13 protein-coding genes and 1 CRISPR repeat array are annotated in these 16,773 nt (G+C 63.7%); of the genes, 4 read left to right on the forward strand and 9 right to left on the reverse strand.

The features are described from left to right. Position 1: 1 nt before the first annotated feature. The 9 genes from cas7c to MRUB_RS07575 all read right to left on the reverse strand — a co-directional run bounded on the left by cas7c (position 2) and on the right by MRUB_RS07575 (position 12,603). Positions 2 to 982, reverse strand: coding sequence for a type I-C CRISPR-associated protein Cas7/Csd2 (gene cas7c, locus MRUB_RS07540; protein ID WP_013013750.1), 981 nt, complete (start codon positions 980 to 982; stop codon positions 2 to 4). A gap of 59 nt (positions 983 to 1,041) precedes the next feature. Beyond that, entirely contained in the window at positions 1,042 to 2,898 is a 1,857-nt protein-coding gene (cas8c, locus tag MRUB_RS07545) for a type I-C CRISPR-associated protein Cas8c/Csd1 (RefSeq protein WP_013013751.1), read from the reverse strand. Next, positions 2,898 to 3,641: a type I-C CRISPR-associated protein Cas5c gene (cas5c, locus tag MRUB_RS07550; protein ID WP_013013752.1), complete on the reverse strand. Its 744-nt coding sequence runs from the start codon at positions 3,639 to 3,641 to the stop codon at positions 2,898 to 2,900. Before cas5c ends, cas8c begins: the two co-directional genes overlap by 1 nt. Positions 3,642 to 3,652: 11 nt before the next feature. After that, positions 3,653 to 6,889 carry a CRISPR-associated endonuclease Cas3'' gene (locus MRUB_RS07555; protein ID WP_013013753.1) on the reverse strand — a complete coding sequence of 1,079 codons (3,237 nt, stop codon included), beginning with the start codon at positions 6,887 to 6,889 and terminating at the stop codon, positions 3,653 to 3,655. A gap of 150 nt (positions 6,890 to 7,039) precedes the next feature. Further along, the gene (locus tag MRUB_RS07560) at positions 7,040 to 8,632 is read right to left on the reverse strand and encodes a tetratricopeptide repeat protein (RefSeq protein WP_013013754.1); all 1,593 of its coding nucleotides are present in this window, start codon (positions 8,630 to 8,632) and stop codon (positions 7,040 to 7,042) included. 45 nt (positions 8,633 to 8,677) lie between these two features. Further along, on the reverse strand, positions 8,678 to 8,827 hold the full coding sequence (locus MRUB_RS15790; protein WP_155915763.1) for a hypothetical protein: 150 nt from the start codon (positions 8,825 to 8,827) through the stop codon (positions 8,678 to 8,680). 249 nt (positions 8,828 to 9,076) lie between these two features. Next, a CRISPR array of direct repeats spans positions 9,077 to 9,906; the repeat unit is 37 nt; unit sequence GTTGCACTCGGGCGATAGCTCGAGTGAGGATTGAAAC. 64 nt (positions 9,907 to 9,970) lie between these two features. Continuing rightward, the gene (gene lysS / locus MRUB_RS07565) at positions 9,971 to 11,479 is read right to left on the reverse strand and encodes a lysine--tRNA ligase (RefSeq protein WP_013013755.1); all 1,509 of its coding nucleotides are present in this window, start codon (positions 11,477 to 11,479) and stop codon (positions 9,971 to 9,973) included. A 107-nt stretch (positions 11,480 to 11,586) separates the two neighbouring features. Next, positions 11,587 to 12,060 (reverse strand): GreA/GreB family elongation factor, encoded by a 474-nt coding sequence (locus MRUB_RS07570; protein ID WP_013013756.1) that lies wholly within the window; start codon positions 12,058 to 12,060, stop codon positions 11,587 to 11,589. A 177-nt stretch (positions 12,061 to 12,237) separates the two neighbouring features. After that, the gene (locus MRUB_RS07575; protein ID WP_015586922.1) at positions 12,238 to 12,603 is read right to left on the reverse strand and encodes a hypothetical protein; all 366 of its coding nucleotides are present in this window, start codon (positions 12,601 to 12,603) and stop codon (positions 12,238 to 12,240) included. Between the two features lie 117 nt (positions 12,604 to 12,720). On the opposite strand from MRUB_RS07575, the gene MRUB_RS07580 reads away from it, so the two are divergent. Genes MRUB_RS07580 through MRUB_RS07595 form a run of 4 tightly spaced genes read left to right on the forward strand, consistent with a single transcriptional unit; the run spans position 12,721 to position 16,739 of the window. Next, the gene (locus tag MRUB_RS07580) at positions 12,721 to 13,197 is read left to right on the forward strand and encodes a MarR family winged helix-turn-helix transcriptional regulator (protein WP_015586921.1); all 477 of its coding nucleotides are present in this window, start codon (positions 12,721 to 12,723) and stop codon (positions 13,195 to 13,197) included. Next, a complete protein-coding gene (locus MRUB_RS07585; protein ID WP_013013759.1) occupies positions 13,190 to 14,518 on the forward strand; it encodes a TolC family protein in 1,329 nt (442 codons plus the stop codon). Before MRUB_RS07580 ends, MRUB_RS07585 begins: the two co-directional genes overlap by 8 nt. Continuing rightward, on the forward strand, positions 14,515 to 15,516 hold the full coding sequence (locus tag MRUB_RS07590) for a TolC family protein (RefSeq protein ID WP_013013760.1): 1,002 nt from the start codon (positions 14,515 to 14,517) through the stop codon (positions 15,514 to 15,516). Before MRUB_RS07585 ends, MRUB_RS07590 begins: the two co-directional genes overlap by 4 nt. Next, positions 15,516 to 16,739 (forward strand): efflux RND transporter periplasmic adaptor subunit, encoded by a 1,224-nt coding sequence (locus MRUB_RS07595; RefSeq protein ID WP_013013761.1) that lies wholly within the window; start codon positions 15,516 to 15,518, stop codon positions 16,737 to 16,739. The genes MRUB_RS07590 and MRUB_RS07595 overlap by 1 nt, the downstream gene beginning before the upstream one ends. Positions 16,740 to 16,773 lie beyond the last annotated feature (34 nt).

Genomic DNA, 16,773 nt, shown 5'->3' on the forward strand with positions numbered 1-16,773 from the left:
GCTAGACTCCCATCCAGGCATCAAACCTGGCCTCGTCCCACTCGGAAAGCTCGAGCATCCGCACCCCTTTGGGCAGTTGGGCGGGGTCGGCGGTAATCCGGTAATCGGTAAAGCTGCGCGGGGGCCTGCCCTCGTCCAGCCGCTCCACCGAGACCACCTGCCCCAGCTCGAGCAGCCGGTGTGCAGGCGCACAGCCCAGCCGGGCCTGGCGCCGGTTCTGCTCGGCGTTATTGGGGTCGCCGTTGCCCACATGTTTGAACAGGTACAGGCGGCGGGTGGCCATATGGCCCTTGCTGGCGCTGCGGTCGTGCTCGAACATGTTCATCAGGGCTTCCACCAGCAGCTTGAGGTCGGCCTCGCTGAAGCCGGTTTGCTCGGCCAGGTGCGCGCTGATGAAACCTTTAGCCATATATAGCCCGTAGGACACCTGGCTTTTGCGCCCCATGGTGCGCAGCTTGTCCTCGGGCTGCTCGGCCTCCCAGCGCAGATAGTCTTCCAGGGTTTTGGCGTTTTTAACATCCTCGGCCACCGCCCCACGGGTAATGCTGAACTCCGCCGGAAAGATGGGGTCGAGGCTCCGGGCGAAGGTGATCTGCACCGGCCCTCGCACCTGCCCGGCGTTGGCCCCGGTGCTCATCACCGCGCCAAAGGTGCGCACGTCGAAGAACTGCTCACACATCCAGCGCCGCGCGGCCTCTACTTTGTCTTTGGTCTTGCTTCCGGTAAAGCCACCCTGGCTTTTTACGTGGGCCTCGAAGATGGGGCGGTTCAGGTTGGTGCTGTGCTGCACGAAGATGCTGGCCCCAGCGATCTGGGCATAGTTGCGAACGCGCCGCTTCAGGGCCACGTCGCTCACCAGACCGTGGCCGTCCTCGGGGTCGATGCGCGGGGCGTTGCCACTGTCGGGGTCGCCGTTGGGGTTGCCGTCCTTAACGTCAAAAAACAGCAGGAACTCGTAGCGGTTTTGGATGGGCTGGGACATCTAGGGCCTCCTTATTCCTGGGTTTCAATACCCACTCGATCTTTTGCCTGAGTGCACCGCTAGGGTGCTGAAGGGGCTTGGGTTTGGGGGGTTTCCTTCTTGCGGCTGGCGGCCATCTGCTGGTAGTAGCCCAGGGCAAACAGGCTCTGCTCTTCCAGGCTCAGGGTGCGCGGCAGGTTTTTGCCCAGGGCTTTCCAGACCTCGGCGAGCTGGGTGTTGAACCAGTAGGCCAGGCCCGGTGCGTCTTTAGCCATCTTGGCCAGGTGGTGCTGCGAGAGCCGGGTCAGCCGACCCAGCACCAGCGAGGGGGTGCTGGAGGCAGCCCCGTAGTAGCGCTGGATCACCCCGGCGTTGATCTCGGACTCGCTGGCGGCCTCCTGAATCTGGGCCAGGAGGCACATCAAACGGCCACAGTGGTAGGCCGGGCTGGGGTGGCTTAGGTCGAGTTCTGCGCTCATCCGGTAACCTCCTTTGCGGTTGTGGTAGGCCTTCAGAAGCCCCATGCGGGCGTAGATGCGCCCCAGGGCAGCGGCGTCGGGTTTCTGAGCCTTCAAGGCTTCAGTAAAAGCCCCGGTCATCACCTCGGCGGTGTGGGTCTCCATGATTTTGGCGACCGCTGCGTAGGGGATGGGCAGGCGGGGGTTGAGGGCGGCCCGCCAGAGGGGGGTTTGGAGCTGTTTGATGGGTTTGAGGTAGTCGTCGAAGTTTTGCTCGGGGGTCTTGGGCCGCTGGAGGCTGAGGAAGAGCCGGTTGAGGCCCGGCAGGCTGGCCGGCCCCTGGCCGTCGCGCCGCACGATGGCGAGGTCGGTGAACCAGGCCTCCACTGCGGCGACAAAGTCCTCGAGCTGCCCCATCTGCCAGTCGCGCAACATCACCCGGCCCGAGGCTGGGCTCATGGCGGCAGCAAAAAAGCGGGCGCTGCGGAGTTCGGGCGGGGCCTGGCCAGTTCGGAGGGCCTGCAAAACCTGGTGGGCGCGCTCGAGGGCCTGTAGCTCCTGGGCCTCGTCTGTTACAGGCGCGAAGAGGTCTTTGAAGAAGTCGTCTTCTTTTGGAATTTCCCGATCGTACCAGACCACCACCTTCATCTCGCCCAGGGTCTCGGCTTTCTCCAGCAAAGCATCCAGCCCGGCCCGGTAGGCATTGGCGGCCTGCTCCTCCACCGCGGCGTTCTCCCCCTGCGAGAGACCATAGGACTCGAAAGCCTCCTTGTCGTAGGTGACCAGGGCGTGCCCGAAGGCGCTCCCGCCCAGCCTGGTCACCTTGGGGTGGGTGGAGGCCGGGGTTACCAGCGCACCGCTGGCAAACGAGGGCATGCGCCCCTCCGCGTCTGGCTTGGGAAAAGCCTGGGCCCTGAAGCGCCGCCACCAGTCACGCCAGTCGGGAAAGTCCAGCACGCACTGGCCCTGAAGCCAAAAGGAGACTTTGTCGGTGGGTTTGAGCTTTTCGGCCCCTTTTTTCTGGGTCTGGGCCTCGAGCTTCTGCAAAATTAGCTGCATCTGCGCTGGGTCGGACAGGGCCTGGGCAATGGGCTTTAGAAGCGGTACGTCGTTGGCGGCAAGCTGAATCAGCAGGCGGAAGGTGGCCTGTTTTTGCAGGTTCTTGGCGTGCTCATCGGGCCTCTTAACCTGGCCGTTAGCGTCCCGCTCGGCCAGGCCAAACACCACCGCGCAGGTATCGGCCAGAAAGTGGGCGGCCTGCTCCACCGGGTGTCCCTGGCCCCGCAGGTAGCCGGGAAGGCTCATCATATCGGGCTGGGAAAGGTCGGGCGCGGTTTTGGCCTGGTTTTCCAGCGGAATCAGCTCGGTGAAGGCCCCCTGCGGGCTTACCCCCACCAGCCAGCGGATTTCTTTGGTGGTAAAGCCCGGCTCGGCCAGCAACCCTTTCTGCTGGGTGTACGAGACCAACTGCGAAAGCATCATCCACCCCCTTTGCGAACCTGTGGGCTTTCGTAGGGGGGCACCTCGAGCACCCCCTGCACCACCTCGGCCTCGAACAGGCTGATGCTCGGTTTCTCGCCGCGGTCGGTGCGCAGCGGGCGACCTGGGTGCGAGAGGTCGAAGACGTCGTAGAGCATCCAGCCGATTTTTTCGTTGTAGGGTACCGGGGCGGCCCCTTCATCCTCGACCAGCCGGAAATAGCCGGTAAACTCGCGGCAGCCCAGGTAGGGCTGGTAGATGCACTGGCCGGCCCGGGCCCGCCTTTGAAAACTCTGCTCGATTTTTTGCCGCAAAGCGGGGTCTTCGCGGTAGAGCACGGCCTGGGCGGTCAGGCGGTAGCGCACGTTTTTAAGGGCCATGGTCTGGCGCTGGGTGCGGCCCTTGGTGTCCTGGCCGGTATCATCCTTGGTGGCGTCGGCGTACAGGGGCTCAAAGCTGCCGGGGTCTTTCATCCAGGCCTGGATGTTGCGCACGCTGGCCTTCTCCTTGACCTCGTTGCGCATCAGGCTGATGTAGCGCACCGGGCTCAGCACCTCGATGCGGCGCACCTGCCAGTACATCAGGGGCGTTTTATGCTGGGGGTCGAAGTCGAGGTAAATGGCATCGAAGATACCCCGCGCCGCACTGGGGGTGATGATGGGGTAGCTAAAGCGCTCCACCTTGAACTCGGGCCGGGTAAAACAGGCCAGCTCACCCCAGACTTCCAACTGAAAACTTCGCATCCAACCTCCTTTCAGACCACCAGCCCCACCGAGGCCCCATCCTGGGGGGTGAAGCCCAGGCGGGCGTCGTAGAGCGCGGGGTCGGCAGAGAGAAACCAGTCCGGAGCCTCGCCCCGCCCATAGCGCAGGAAGACCGTCTCCAGGAAGGGCGGGGGGCCATCTTTGGGCAGGAAGTAGGGCACGGTGTAGGGCCGGGCCCGGTGAATCCAGGCTGCGGAAATGCCGTGGTCGCGGGCCTCCTGCATCAGGGCCAGGGCTTCGTCGTTATAGGGCACCACCACGTTTACCGCCACCGACTCGATGATCCGGTAGCGCCGGGCCAGCTCGGTGTAGTTCTGGGTCTGAATCAAGGCCTCGATCGCAGGGTCGCTCACCTGCTGGAGCGCGTAGAGGCTCTGGTAGTAACGGCGGAAGGTGGTGGGCTCGAGGGTGAGCGGCCCCTCGGCCTGCAAGGCGCGGGTCAGGGCGGCGGCCCGGCCATAGGCCCGGTCGGGGTAGGCTTCCTCCTGGGGCAGGAAGACCACCAGCCGGCCTTGCGGGCGCAGGCCGTGCCGGTTGATGCGCCCAGCGGTCTGGGCGATGGCCTCGAGCGGCCCCAAAGCGCGGTAGCCCGCCGGGAAGTCCAGCTCCACCCCGGCCTCCACCACCTGGGTAGCTACCAAGCGGCAGGGCTGGCCCTGCTCTAAGCGGCGCTGTACCTCCTCGAGCACCCTTCGCCGGTGGGCCGGGCACAGGGCGGTGGACAGGTGGTAGAGCCCCTCGAGGTTGCGCGCCTGGGACTCCTGGAACAGCGCGTAGGCCTGGCGCTTGAGGTTGAGCACCGCCAGCACCTGCGGCTCGGCCTCCAGCAGGGTAGCCAGATGGGGCCAGGGGATGGGGTTTTTCAACCACCACTCGAGTTCTACCCGCCGGCTCTGGGCAAAAAGCCGCTCGGGCTCCGGCACCATCTCCACCGGCTGCCAGCCCTGGGGCTCGCCGCGCTGGATCTGCTCGTGCAGGGTGTCGAAGGCGGGCTGGGTGGCGGTGGCGAACACCACCACCGCGCCGTACTTTTGGCTGGCTAGGCGGGCCAGGGTTTTGAGGGTGGGCACGGCCAGGTGGGTGGGCAGGGTCTGCACCTCGTCGAAAAGCAGCACGCTACCCGCCAGGTTGTGCAGCTTGCGGCAGGCCCCAGGGCGGTTGGCGTGCAGGCTTTCCAGAAGCTGCACGTGGGTGGTGAGGACGATGGGGGCCTCCCAGTTTTCGCTCAAGAGGCGGCGTTCGCGCTCCTGCAAGTCCTGCTCGTCGGAGAGTTCTCTGGAGAGGGGCCGGTAGGCCAGGCTGTGGTCTTCCAGGATGTAATGGGGCCCGAAGTCGGCGAACAGCTCGCGGTAGACTTTGGCGGTCTGGTCGAGGATGGAAAGATAGGGCAGCACCACCACAATCCGGCGTATGCGGGGGTCGCGCGCGGCCCGCCGCAGGGCGAAGCGCAGCATGGCCAGGGTCTTGCCCAGGCCGGTGGGGGCGGTGAGGGTGAAGACCGAGGCGGCCTGCTCTGCCGCGCTCGCCGCGGCCTCGGCCACAACCCTGCGCAGTTCGAGCGTTTTCTGGGGGATGTGGCCTGCCTGGCTAAGCTGGGCCAGGTGGGCCTCGAGGCGCTCGAGGGCCTCCCTGGCCCGCAACTCCGGGGGTGCAGGACGGGCTTCAGGGCCTTTGATGTGGGCCTCGGTGTCCAGAAAATCGGCGTCCACCAGGGCCGAGAAGAGCATGCGGGTATCCAGCATGGCAGCTGCCCCCGCCGGGGGGGAGATGCGGGTCTGGCTGGGCGGGGGCAGCTCGAGGCCATCCTTCTGCAGGCGGGCTTTGAGCACCTCGAGGTCGGTCTCGCTCAGCCGCAGTTCGGGCGGAACACCCTTTCCGTCCTCGCGTAGCTTCATCTCCATCAGGCTTTCCCTGGCCCCGCTTTGCAGCCCGATGTGGTGGCCCTGTACGGCCAGGGCCACCGCGGGCTGGCGGTACTCGAACAAGGCCAGGTGGGCCCCCGCCGACCAGTGGTCGAGGCCTTTTTCCCTGCCCTCGAGTCGGCGCTGGAAAAGGTCGCCGTACTTGCCCAGGTCGTGCAGGCGGCCCGCCAGCCGCGCGTTTTCTTCCTCGCCAAAGGGCCGGGCCTTGGCCGCCGCCCGCTCGGCCACCTGGTGCAGGTGTTCCCGCAGGGGCTGCCAGCGGGCGGGGTTGGGGTGGGTGTGGGCCCAGTAGGTTCTGAAAGCCAGGCCGGGCTGCCCGTACTGCTCGAGCACCGCCCGCGCCTCGGCCAGCCAGGCCTGCCGCAGGCTTTCCGGCTCCAGCACCTCCACCCTGGGCCCCCAGCTCTGAATCCAGGGTAGCAGCTCGAGGGGGAATCCTTCGGTATCGGTGCCAACGGTAATTTGAACGAGAGTGCTACCACCCTCGAGCTGCTCAAGGATCTGCAGGTTGGGGTAACCCCCCTCCCGGATGCGCTCGCTGGCCTCCGGGTTGAAGCGCAGCCGCACCCGCATGGGCGGCTCGCTGCGCACGATGCCCCAGGCGCTGGAAAGGTACTGGCTGGGGTCGAAGTCGTCGGGAATGGTGTAGGTTTCGTCCAGCAGGCGCGGGCGCTGGATGCGCTCGAGCTTGTAGGTTTTGAGGTTCTCGAGGTAGTGCAAACCCCGGCCATACAGGCGGTCTTTGCCGATCACATAAACTGCCATATTGGCCCTGGACACCTCGATGAAGTAGGTCTCGAGTTCGACCCGGATGACCCGCGCCTGGGGAAGGCGGTACTCAAAGGCCACCACCTGCTGGTTGAGCCAGCCCTGGGTGAGGGTCTCGAGGTTGGCCCCGCTCAGGCTGGGGGGGCGCTGGTTCAGGGCCTCGGTGCTGCGCAGGGCGATGCTGCGCAGGGGCTCCGGCAGGCTTCTTGCCAGCTTGCGCAGCGACTCCTGGTAGGCTTTGTTGCTGCCGGGCGCGTGATGGGCCAGCATGCGCAAGGCCGCATGGGCCACCACCGTCTCGGTAAGGCTCAGCCGCTCCCGCACCTCGACCCAGTAGAGGCCCCGCAGCCGGTCGTGCCGGAACTCGAGCCCCAGCCGCTCGGCCAGGGCCTGGGCCTCGAGCAGGTAGTCGAAAATGGCCCGCTCGCCCAGACCCAGCTCCCGGCGCAGTTCGTGGGGCCGCCAGGCTTTCTGCTCGAGCAGCTCCAACAGTCGGAGCAGCCTGTGGGCTTTGTTTTGGTGGTACGTTGCTTCCATATACCAGCACCAGCAGCAAGGTTTACTAGTAGCGTAAACCCTGTCGTCCAGCTCTCGTCCAGGTAGCTTTTTACGCGCTTTGTTGTGTTATAAAACTTGAGTGTGTTTATATCAGGATACAATCCGAGCCTGGGCACTCGTAGGGCCACCCTATATGACATTCCACTGCTGGCGGTACTCCTCAATCCAGTTGCTGTAGTAGCCCGGCATGAACTCGAGCATCTGCCCCTGGTGGTCGAGGGGGGGCTCGGTTGGGAAGACCCACTCGCTTTCGGGGTCGAGGGTGTACATCCTCCCAGTGCTGCGCACGCTGTCCTTCCAGCCCAGGGTCAGCCGCAGGGAATTGACCACCTCCCACAAGGCTTTACGGGGGTTCTTGCCGGGGGTGGCAATCTGATCCAACAAGACCTCGAGGCTGGCCGAGCCGCCTTTAATCAGGAGAAACACCAGTAACTCACCAGCCTTGCTCACTGCAGGCAGTGGTACAGCCCGACCGTTGACCCGCACCTCGAGCCGCCCATAGGGGTTCACCTCTACCCGGTAGGTTGCGCGTACCCTGGGCTGGGCACCCTGTACAGCCGAGGCCAACAAGGGGAAGCAGCTCAGCTCTTCTCTGAACCAAAAGTGGTTGCTTTCCACGGAGGCCAGCCGGTCTTTGGCCTGGGCCAGGTCGCCTTTGCAGCGCAGCCACTCGGCCTCGAGGATGCCCAGTTGAATCTTCTCCCGATCCCCGAGCGAGATGGAGCGAAGATAGGGCAGCTTTTGCTCGAGGTACTCGAGGTGGCCCAGCATCAGGTGGGCCGCGGCAATGTCCAGCTCGATCCAGCGCTCCTCAGGGTTGATCCGGTGGGCTTGCAACAGCTTAGCCAGACCCTCCTCAACCTGGCCCATAAGACGCAGGGTGTGACCCCAGCCCCACAAGGCCAGTTGGGCATCATCGGCATCGCCCCTGGCCTTGTAGGCCTCCTGGTAGGCTTGCAAGGCCCGCTGCAACTCGCCGAACATACGCCGCACAATCCCCAGCCCCAGCAAAGCCCGTCCACGAATGCCGTTGGCCGCTTTTTTCTGGCTTATACGAAGCGCTTCTAAAAAATGCTGCTCGGCCTCTGCAGGCTTATTTTTGAGTAAAAGATAGCCGATGTTGCTATGCGTCCAGGCCAGATAGTAAGGGTCGTTTTCAAGGTAGATAAGGGCTTCGGCCCAGGTTGCATGGGCTGGTGCGTGCTGGTTACTGCTGTAAAGATGCCAGCCATAATCCAGCAACATCCGCCCTAAGGCATGGCCTTGTAGGTGGTTGCGGGCCTGCTCGAAGTAGTGTTGCCACCCGGCCTGCTTGAGCCGGTTTGTCGCCATACCCAGGCAGCGGTAGTACAACCCCCTATCGGGTACAGAGGCTTCACAAAGGCTCTGGAGCACCTCCATAGCCTGTTGGTTCTGGTTGAGCTGAAGAAGGGCCCAGGCCCGATAAAGGTGCAGGCCATCGGCAGGGGTATTGGACTCGAACCAGGCCAGAACATCCTTTGGCTTTCGGGCTCGAGCCAGGGTTTGCAGGTAGATGCGCTGAAAAACCTGCTCCTGCCGCAAAGGCTCTGGCACACCCTCCAGCAGGCGCAAAAACCTTTCGGTTTGATGATAGGTCTGGTGCTGCTCGTTGGCGTTTTGTAGCAGTTGCAGGGCCAGATCAGCCCGGCCCTGCTCGGCCAGAGCCTCTAGATTTGCTCCCAGCAGCTCCAGATCCCTCACGCATTTTTCATCATACTAAGCCGTGGGTGGGCTGCCCAGCCCACCCTAGCCGCCAGCACAACATTTGGGAATGTCGCCAGCAGTTTGCCCCGGCACCGGAGCCGGTGCAAAGAGGGCCAACCCTCCCAACAACAGAACCAGCGCAACCAACCAGCCGATTTGCTTTTTCCCGAGAGCAGAACGTGTCTTGTTCATGCCCTCCAGCGTCGGGGCGGGGTATGCACAGTTTGTGCAGGGTGAGGTAATCTAGTGGCTAGGTAACCGCGCGAACCCCAAGCAAGTGCCAAAACCCAGGGGGGTTCGCGCAAGCCGAGAAACTGGCTAGGGGACATTGAAAACCCGCTTTCCCTCCACCTTCCCCCACCCTGCGTCGGAAGCTTTTTTTGGGGGGTTCGCGCAAACGGCCTCTTGAACCCCGTCCTGCACGCACGCTAGAATGAGGCTGTTGCACTCGGGCGATAGCTCGAGTGAGGATTGAAACGGCGGCCAGGAGGAGGGCCCCGGCGAGCGCTTCAGGTTGCACTCGGGCGATAGCTCGAGTGAGGATTGAAACGAAGACGGCCCCCGCGACCCCCCCGATGGCCCCCGTTGCACTCGGGCGATAGCTCGAGTGAGGATTGAAACTCGAGAGTGGATGGCCCGCTCGTAGAGCGCTCTAGAGGTTGCACTCGGGCGATAGCTCGAGTGAGGATTGAAACCTTCATATATTCCTCCCTTCTGGCTATAGAATAGGTTGCACTCGGGCGATAGCTCGAGTGAGGATTGAAACCTCAATGACGGACGCAGTGCCGGTTTGGAAGTCAACGGTTGCACTCGGGCGATAGCTCGAGTGAGGATTGAAACCTCGCCCGTGAGGGTGATGGCCCGCAACAACCCCACGTTGCACTCGGGCGATAGCTCGAGTGAGGATTGAAACGCGTAGGTGCAGGCGGCAATCGCCGCCTCCACCGCGTTGCACTCGGGCGATAGCTCGAGTGAGGATTGAAACGGCGAGGGCTTGAACGAGTTCCTTCATGCGTACGTTGCACTCGGGCGATAGCTCGAGTGAGGATTGAAACTTCGCGGGCGCCGGCGAGGGCGCCGGCCCCCTGACGTTGCACTCGGGCGATAGCTCGAGTGAGGATTGAAACTTCACTAAAAAATTTCCGCAACATAGACCCAACAGTGTTGCACTCGGGCGATAGCTCGAGTGAGGATTGAAACCTCAAAGTTGATGTACACGCGGAAATCTCCTAGGGTTGCACTCGGGCGATAGCTCGAGTGAGGATTGAAACTACACCGCACGCGACGCTCATCGTCGCCGAGCACGATGCGATTTCTTTTGAACCTAGTGGTGGATCACTCCTGGTCGGTGGATTCCTCGAGGTCGGGTGCTTCTTTACGCGGCTTGAGCAGAGGGAAGAGGATTACGTCGCGGATGCTTTCTTGGTTGGTGAGTACCATAGCCAGCCGGTCTATGCCCAGGCCCATACCGGCGGCGGGGGGCATGCCGTACTCGAGGGCCAGCAAAAAGTCTTCGTCGATCTCCGGTTCCTCGTCGTCGCCGGCCTCGCGGCGCTTAGCCTGTTCCTGGAAGCGCGCGCGCTGATCGAGGGCATCGTTGAGCTCAGAATAAATAGGGGAGATCTCGAAGCCGGCCACAAATAGGTCGGCGCGCTCGGTGAGGTTGGTCTTGCTGGGGTCGCGGTGACGCTTGACCAGTGGGCTGATGGCCAAGGGCACATCCACCACAAACGTGGGCTGAATCAGGGTGTGCTCCACGTAGTGCCCGAACAGCTTGTCCAGCAATTTGTAACTGGGTACGCTGCGCAGCTCCGGGTGCTTTTGATCGGCCCAGGTGCGCAGGCGCTCGAGGTCGGTGGGGTCGAAGTCGAGGCCGGCTCGCTCTTTGAGGGTGGCAACAAAATCTATGCGCTTGAAGGGCTTGGCAAAGTCAATCAGATGCTCACCATACTGCACCTGGGTGCTGCCAAAGAGGTGCTGCACCAGGCCCGAGAGCAGGTCTTCGACCAGGGCCATCATGTCGTGGTAGTCGGCATAGGCCCAGTAGGCCTCGAGCATGGTGAACTCGGGGTTGTGCTTGACCGAGATGCCTTCGTTGCGGTAGTTGCGGCCAATCTCGAAGACCTTCTCGAAACCGCCTACCAGCAGGCGCTTGAGGTGCAGCTCGAGGGCAATGCGCAGGTTGAACTCGTGATCGAGCGCGTTGTGGAAGGTTTTGAAGGGCTTGGCCTCGGTGCCGCCGGCGATGGCCTGCAGGGTAGGGCCTTCAACCTCCAAAAAGCCCCGCTGGTCGAAGAAATCGCGGATGTAGCGCACCATACGGCTGCGAATGCGAAACACCTCCCGCACCTCGGGGTTCTGGATCAGGTCGAGGTAGCGCTGGCGGTAGCGGGTTTCCACGTCGCGGATGCCGTGCCACTTGTCGGGCAGGGGGTGGAGCGACTTGACCAGGGGTACGAATTTTCGAACCTTGATGGTTATCTCGCCGGTTTTGGTGGTGAAAACCGTACCCTCAACCCCCAAAATATCGCCGATATCGAGTTTTTTGATCAGGTCGTAATGCTCGGTGATGTCGCGGGCCAGGTAGAGCTGAATGCGCCCGCTCTGGTCTTGCAGGTGGGCAAAGCTGGCCTTGCCCATGTGACGGAAGGTCATCAGGCGGCCCGCTACGCGCACCTCTTCCTCGGGCCACTCCTGCTGGGGGGCGGCCCCGGCGTGGGCGGCCAGAATCTGAGCGGCGTCGTGGGTCTTGGGGAAGCGGTAGGGGAAGCGCTCGAAGCCGGCTTCGGCCAGGGCCTCGAGGTTGGCTAGGCGTTGTTGGGTCTGTTCGCTGTACTCAGGCATACGCACATCCAGCTTTTAGAGTCTAAGCTGCACTGGGCCAATTCGCAAAGCGCGCCAACAAAAAGCTCCCAATAGCGGGTGCTATTGGGGCTTAAGCCTGGCAATGGCTAGTGCTGGATGGACTCTATTTTGAATTCCTTCTTACCCTTGGGGGTTTCAAGCAATACCTTGGCTCCCACCTGTTGTCCTAAAAGGGCCCGGCCCATGGGGCTTTCGTCAGAGATTTTCATGGGGCGTTCGAGTACGCTGGCCTCGGCTGGGGCCACCACCTGTACTTCCATGATCTCGCCCTCCTTCGACCGTAGGCTCACGATGGCCCCCAGCGTTACCTGGCTTACCTTGGTACCCTCTTCCTCCATGATCTGTGCGCGGGAGAGGGTGTCGGTGAGCGAGTCGATGCGGGCCTCGATGCGGGCTTTCTCGCGCTTGGCGTCTTCCAGGCCCGAGTCGTCGTAATCGTCGGAGGACTCCATCAGCTCCTGCAATATACGTGTGGCATCCTGTAGCCGAGCCCGTTCCTGCTCGAGTTCGGCCACCAGTCGTTCATATCCCGATTTTGTCAACTTGACTTCGCGTGCCATCCGGCCTCCTGAAGGTTTTTGAAATTTGGCGTTTTGCGCCTGTTCACAATCGCTACCGATGCTGCGTTACCGACCTGAGATGTGTATGAGTTAGCCTGGCTTTGGAAGAGGCCCGGCGGATTGCCGAGCCTTTATAAAGTTGCCTTGGCCCCGTCTGAGAGGGGTCTTCAAGTCGCGCTAAGGTAGTATACCCCGCAGCAGGATTTCCCTCAAACGCGCTGGTGGGGCTATCCCAGAGCAGCTTTCCGTGTCCCGGCAGAGGGCCACGTACCGGAAGTGACGGGCATCCTGACCCACCCCAAAGCGGAAAAATTGTGCGGCGGCTCGTGAAATATGGCGGTGGCAGGCCGCGCAGACGATGGGCGTGGTGCTACCGGTGGGCTCGAGGGGCTCTAAAATCAGGTGCAGTGGGCTTTCCTCGATATGCACCCGCGCCTCTTGATCCCGGTAATAAAGGATTTCCCCCGGAGGCCAGAGCTCCGGGGAGGTTCCAGGAAAGAGCTCTAAAATGAGCTCCCGCTCTTCGAAGCTTTTTTCCCCCATTTGCCTGTAGCTTACCATGCCCTGACGAATAATTTGTTGCTGGGTAAAAGCCTTTTCGTGAAAAGTGTAGCGAAAGCCGCTTTCCTTACCTATTAGTAGGTCTAATATTTCATGGGTATGAATATTTTGGATGAAAAGCTGGATGAGCTGTGGCGGCTGACCACCCACGTGGTGTGGCAGATGCGGCTTGACCAGCAGAAAGCCTTTGAAGGGCTGGGGGTTTCGCTGATGCAGGCCTTTGCCCTGATGTGCATCTCGGAGGGGATCGATCAGCCCTCGAGCCTGGCCTTTGTGATGGACGCCTCCCCGCCAGGGGTGTCCCAGCTTTTAGCGAGCCTGGAGGAGCGCGGTCTGGTGCGGCGTGAGCTGGATACCAGCGACAAGCGCAAGGTGCGCATTCTGCTGACCGATTCTGGGAAAGATTTCCTTGAGCAGATGCGCGAGCGCTGGCGGGCGTTCTCGCGTGAGCGATTTGGGCGGCTCAGCCCGGAGGAGCTTTCCATGATCACCCAAAGCTACCGCAAGATCATCGATCTGAGCCCAGGCAAGGGCCTGGCTTCCTGGGAGCATGAACAGGAGATGGACTATGAGTAACCCCTCGGGCCGGAAACGAAGGCTTCTGCTGGCCTTTATGGGGGTGGCATTGGTGGGGGTGAGCCCCGGATGGGCGCAGGGGTTTTTTGCGCCGCTGGAAAACCACCCCACGCTGTTGCAGGCCCGCCTGGGCCTCGAGGCGGCCCAGGCCCAGCTCCGGGCCACCCTGAGCCCGGTGAGCTTCCAGCTTCAGGGCGGGCTCTCGTTTTTTGAGGTGACACCACCCCCCGGCGCCCCCACCTGCCCCAACCCCCTCAACCCGCAGTGCGTTGTTCTGCCCACCGATGGCCGGCAGGTTACCCTGGGCCTGACCTTCACCCCATTCCCTTTCGGCGATGTGTCGGATGCCGCTAACCAGGCGGCCCTGGGGGTTGAGCAGGCAACCCTGGGGTTGCGCCAGGCCCGTACCCAGCTCGAGGCCCAGGCGGTGGAGGCCGCGTTGCGGGTGCGGCTGGCTGAGTCGGGCCTCGAGGTCGCCCGGCTGGGTGTGCGGCTGGCCCAGGCCAGCCTCGAGGCCGCCCGGCTGCGCGAGCGCCGGGGGGCGGCCAGCCAGAGCGAGGTGCGCCAGGCCGAGGCCAGCCTGCGGCAGGCGGCCCTTCAGTTGTCCGACGCCGAGCGCAACCTGGCCCTGGCCCGGCAAAGCCTCTCCGACCTGATCGGCCAGGAGAGCGCCACCCCACCCCGGCTGGCTGTGCCCAGCGGCGGCGTTCCGCCCCAGGTTCGGCAGGCCGAGCTGCAACTCATCAATGCCCAGATCGCCTACGACCGGGCCGTGCGGGGGGTGCTGCCGGTGGTGCAGGGCAGTTACACCCGCAACACCTCCGACAGCGATGCGCTGACCCTCTCGATTAACTCCCGCACCCTGCAACCTTCGCTTAGCTACACCAACCAGGTGCCGGGGCGCAGCGCCCCACAGGATCGAATTGTGGGAACCCTGCAGATTGGGCTCTCGGCCAACATCGCTTTTGGGGTGGTGGATGCCCTCGAGGCTGCGCAAAAGCAGGTGGAGGCAGCCCGGCAGGCGGTGGAGGCGGCCCGCCGCAACAGCAAACTGCAGGAAGATTTGTTGCGGGCTTCGCTGGAGACCGCCGAGCAAAACCTGGCCAACGCCCTGCAGGCCCGCACCGATGCTGAACGCAGCCTGGCCGAAGCCCGCGAGCGCGAGCGGCTGGGTCTGTCCAGCCCGCTGGCCTCGTTGCAGGCCGAGCTGGCCCTGGCCCAGGCCCGGCTGGGGGTCGAGCAGGCCGAGTTGAACCGCACCCAGCGCATTTTAGATATTTACCGTTTTTATGCCCTGCCCCTTAGCGAGGTGAACCGATGAAAATGGCCGTTGCCACCCGTTTTGTTACACCGCTGACCCTACTCTTGTCCCTAGCCCTGGCCCAGGCCCAGAGCCTGAGTCTCGAGGCGGCGCTGACTAAAGCCACCGCGCAGGCCCCGGTGATAGCCGCCAAGGCCGAGCTGGACGATGCCAACACCAACCTGCAAAGGGTGCTGTCTGATCCTTTGCTAACCCGCCCCAGCCGCGTGCAGGCTGAACAGCGCGCAGCTCTGGCCCAGGCCAGCTACGAGCGCGCGGTGGTTCAGGCCCAGAGCAGCATTGTGGGGGCCTACGCCCAGGTGCTCGAGGCCCAGGTACAGGTGCGTCTGGCCCAGAAAGCCCTCGAGGTCGCGGCCCGCGGTGTGGAGGTGGCCCAGATTCGCCAGCGCAATGGTTCTGGAACGGTGCTGGATGTGCGCAACGCGCAGAACCGCCTGGAAGAGGCCCGCAGCAACCTTAGCCGGGCTGAGAATGGCCTGGCCTTGGCCCAGGCCTCGCTGCGCAGCCTGGTGGGGGCTTTTGAGGCGCTGGCCCCCCTGCCCAACCCCCCGGCCATGCCAGAGGCGGGTGTGGTACAGGGGCTTCTGAATAAGAACCCCGATGTGCTACAGGCCCGCCAGCGGGCCGAACTGGCCCAGCTTCAGGTTGAACTGCTTGACCCCAGCTATGCAGCCCAGGCCGATATCGAGGCGGCCAAAGCGCGGGCCGAACAGGCAGCGGCTGGCGCCCGGGAGATTGAACGCGGCCTGGCCCTGCAGTACGACTCGCTCTTCCAGAACCTTCAGGCGGCCGCCAGGGCCCTCTCGGTGCAGCAAGCTGCTCTAGCCAACGCCCGTGAAACCCTTGCCAACGATAAAAAGCGCCTGGATGCGGGCCTGATCAGCCAGGTGGCTTACCTGCAGACCGAGCTGTCTTTCATCCAGGCCGAGCTGGCCGCCCAGCAAGCCCTGGGGAATTACTGGCGGGCCTACTACAGCCTGCTGGCCGGAGGTCGCTAATGGGTCGGCCTGGCAACAAGATCTGGTTGTGGTTGGGGGTGGTCGCGCTCTTGCTGGCCGGTTGCGGGCCGCGCCGGGCAGCGAATAGCGAAAGCCCTACCTCTGCTGAGGAAGCGGTGGCCCGCAGCGTCAAGGTGCGGGTGGTGCAGCCGGCGCGTGGGGTGCTCAGCACGGTGCGCACAACCGGGGCTATTCTTTCCCCAGCCCGCGAGAGCCAGGTGGGGGCGACGGCCTCGGGTAAAGTTTTGGAGGTAGCGGTAAGCGAGGGCAGCCAGGTGGCCCAGGGCCAGGTGGTTCTGCGCCTTGACCCAGCCAACGCCCAGATCGCGCTGCGCAACGCCGAGCTGGCTTTGCAGCAGGCCCAGGTGAACCTCGAGCGGGCCCAGCGCTCGACCGCGGGCTCCCTGGCCCCCCTGCAGGCCAGCCTGGAATCGGCCCAGGCCAACCTTCAGGTGGCCGAGCGGCGCTACCGGGAAGGCCAGCAACTCTTCCAGGCCGGGGCCATTGCCCAGGTGGAGCTGACCGGCCTCGAGGCCGCCTACAACCAGGCCAAGGCCGCCTTCGACAACGCCCGCGAGAACCTGGCCCGCGCCCAGCGGGCCTCCAGCGAAGACCTGGCCTTGCTGCGGCTGCAGGTGCAACAGGCCCAGAACCAGCTCAGCCAGGCCCGGCGGGCCGTGGCCGATACCGAGGTAAAGGCCCCTTTTGCCGGTGTGGTGGCGGAAATTTTTGTGAACCCCGGTGAGTTTGTGAGTGTGGGGCAGCGGGTTTTCAGGCTGGCCGATACCTCGAGGCTCGAGGCCAGCTTCCGCCTGCCCCCGGAGGAGGCCGCCAGCCTACCGATGGGTCGTAAGGTCGAACTGATCTATGGGGGGCGCAGCTACCCCGCCACCCTGATTAAAAGCAGCGAGGTGCCCGGCACCGACCGGCTCGTCGAGCTGACCGCGCAGGTGGAGGGCGACCTGCCCCCCGGTGCCAGCGCACAGGTGCGGTATACCCTCAACCTGGCCCAGGGCAACCTGCTACCCGCCGGGGCACTGCGCACCGAGGGCCGCAGCACCTACGTATTTGTGGTGCAGGAGGGCAAGGCTGTACGAACCCCGGTGCGGGTCTTGGGTGATACCGGCGCCCAGGTGGCGGTGGATGGGCTGGGCAGCCAGCCGGTGATCTTCCCGGTGCCCTCGAGCCTCAGCGACGGCGATGCAGTGGAGGTGGTGCAGTGAAGGGCTTTAAGACGCTACTGGGCGAGCCTGGAGC

The organism is Meiothermus ruber DSM 1279 (assembly GCF_000024425.1).
GTDB classification, from domain to species: Bacteria; Deinococcota; Deinococci; order Deinococcales; family Thermaceae; genus Meiothermus; species Meiothermus ruber.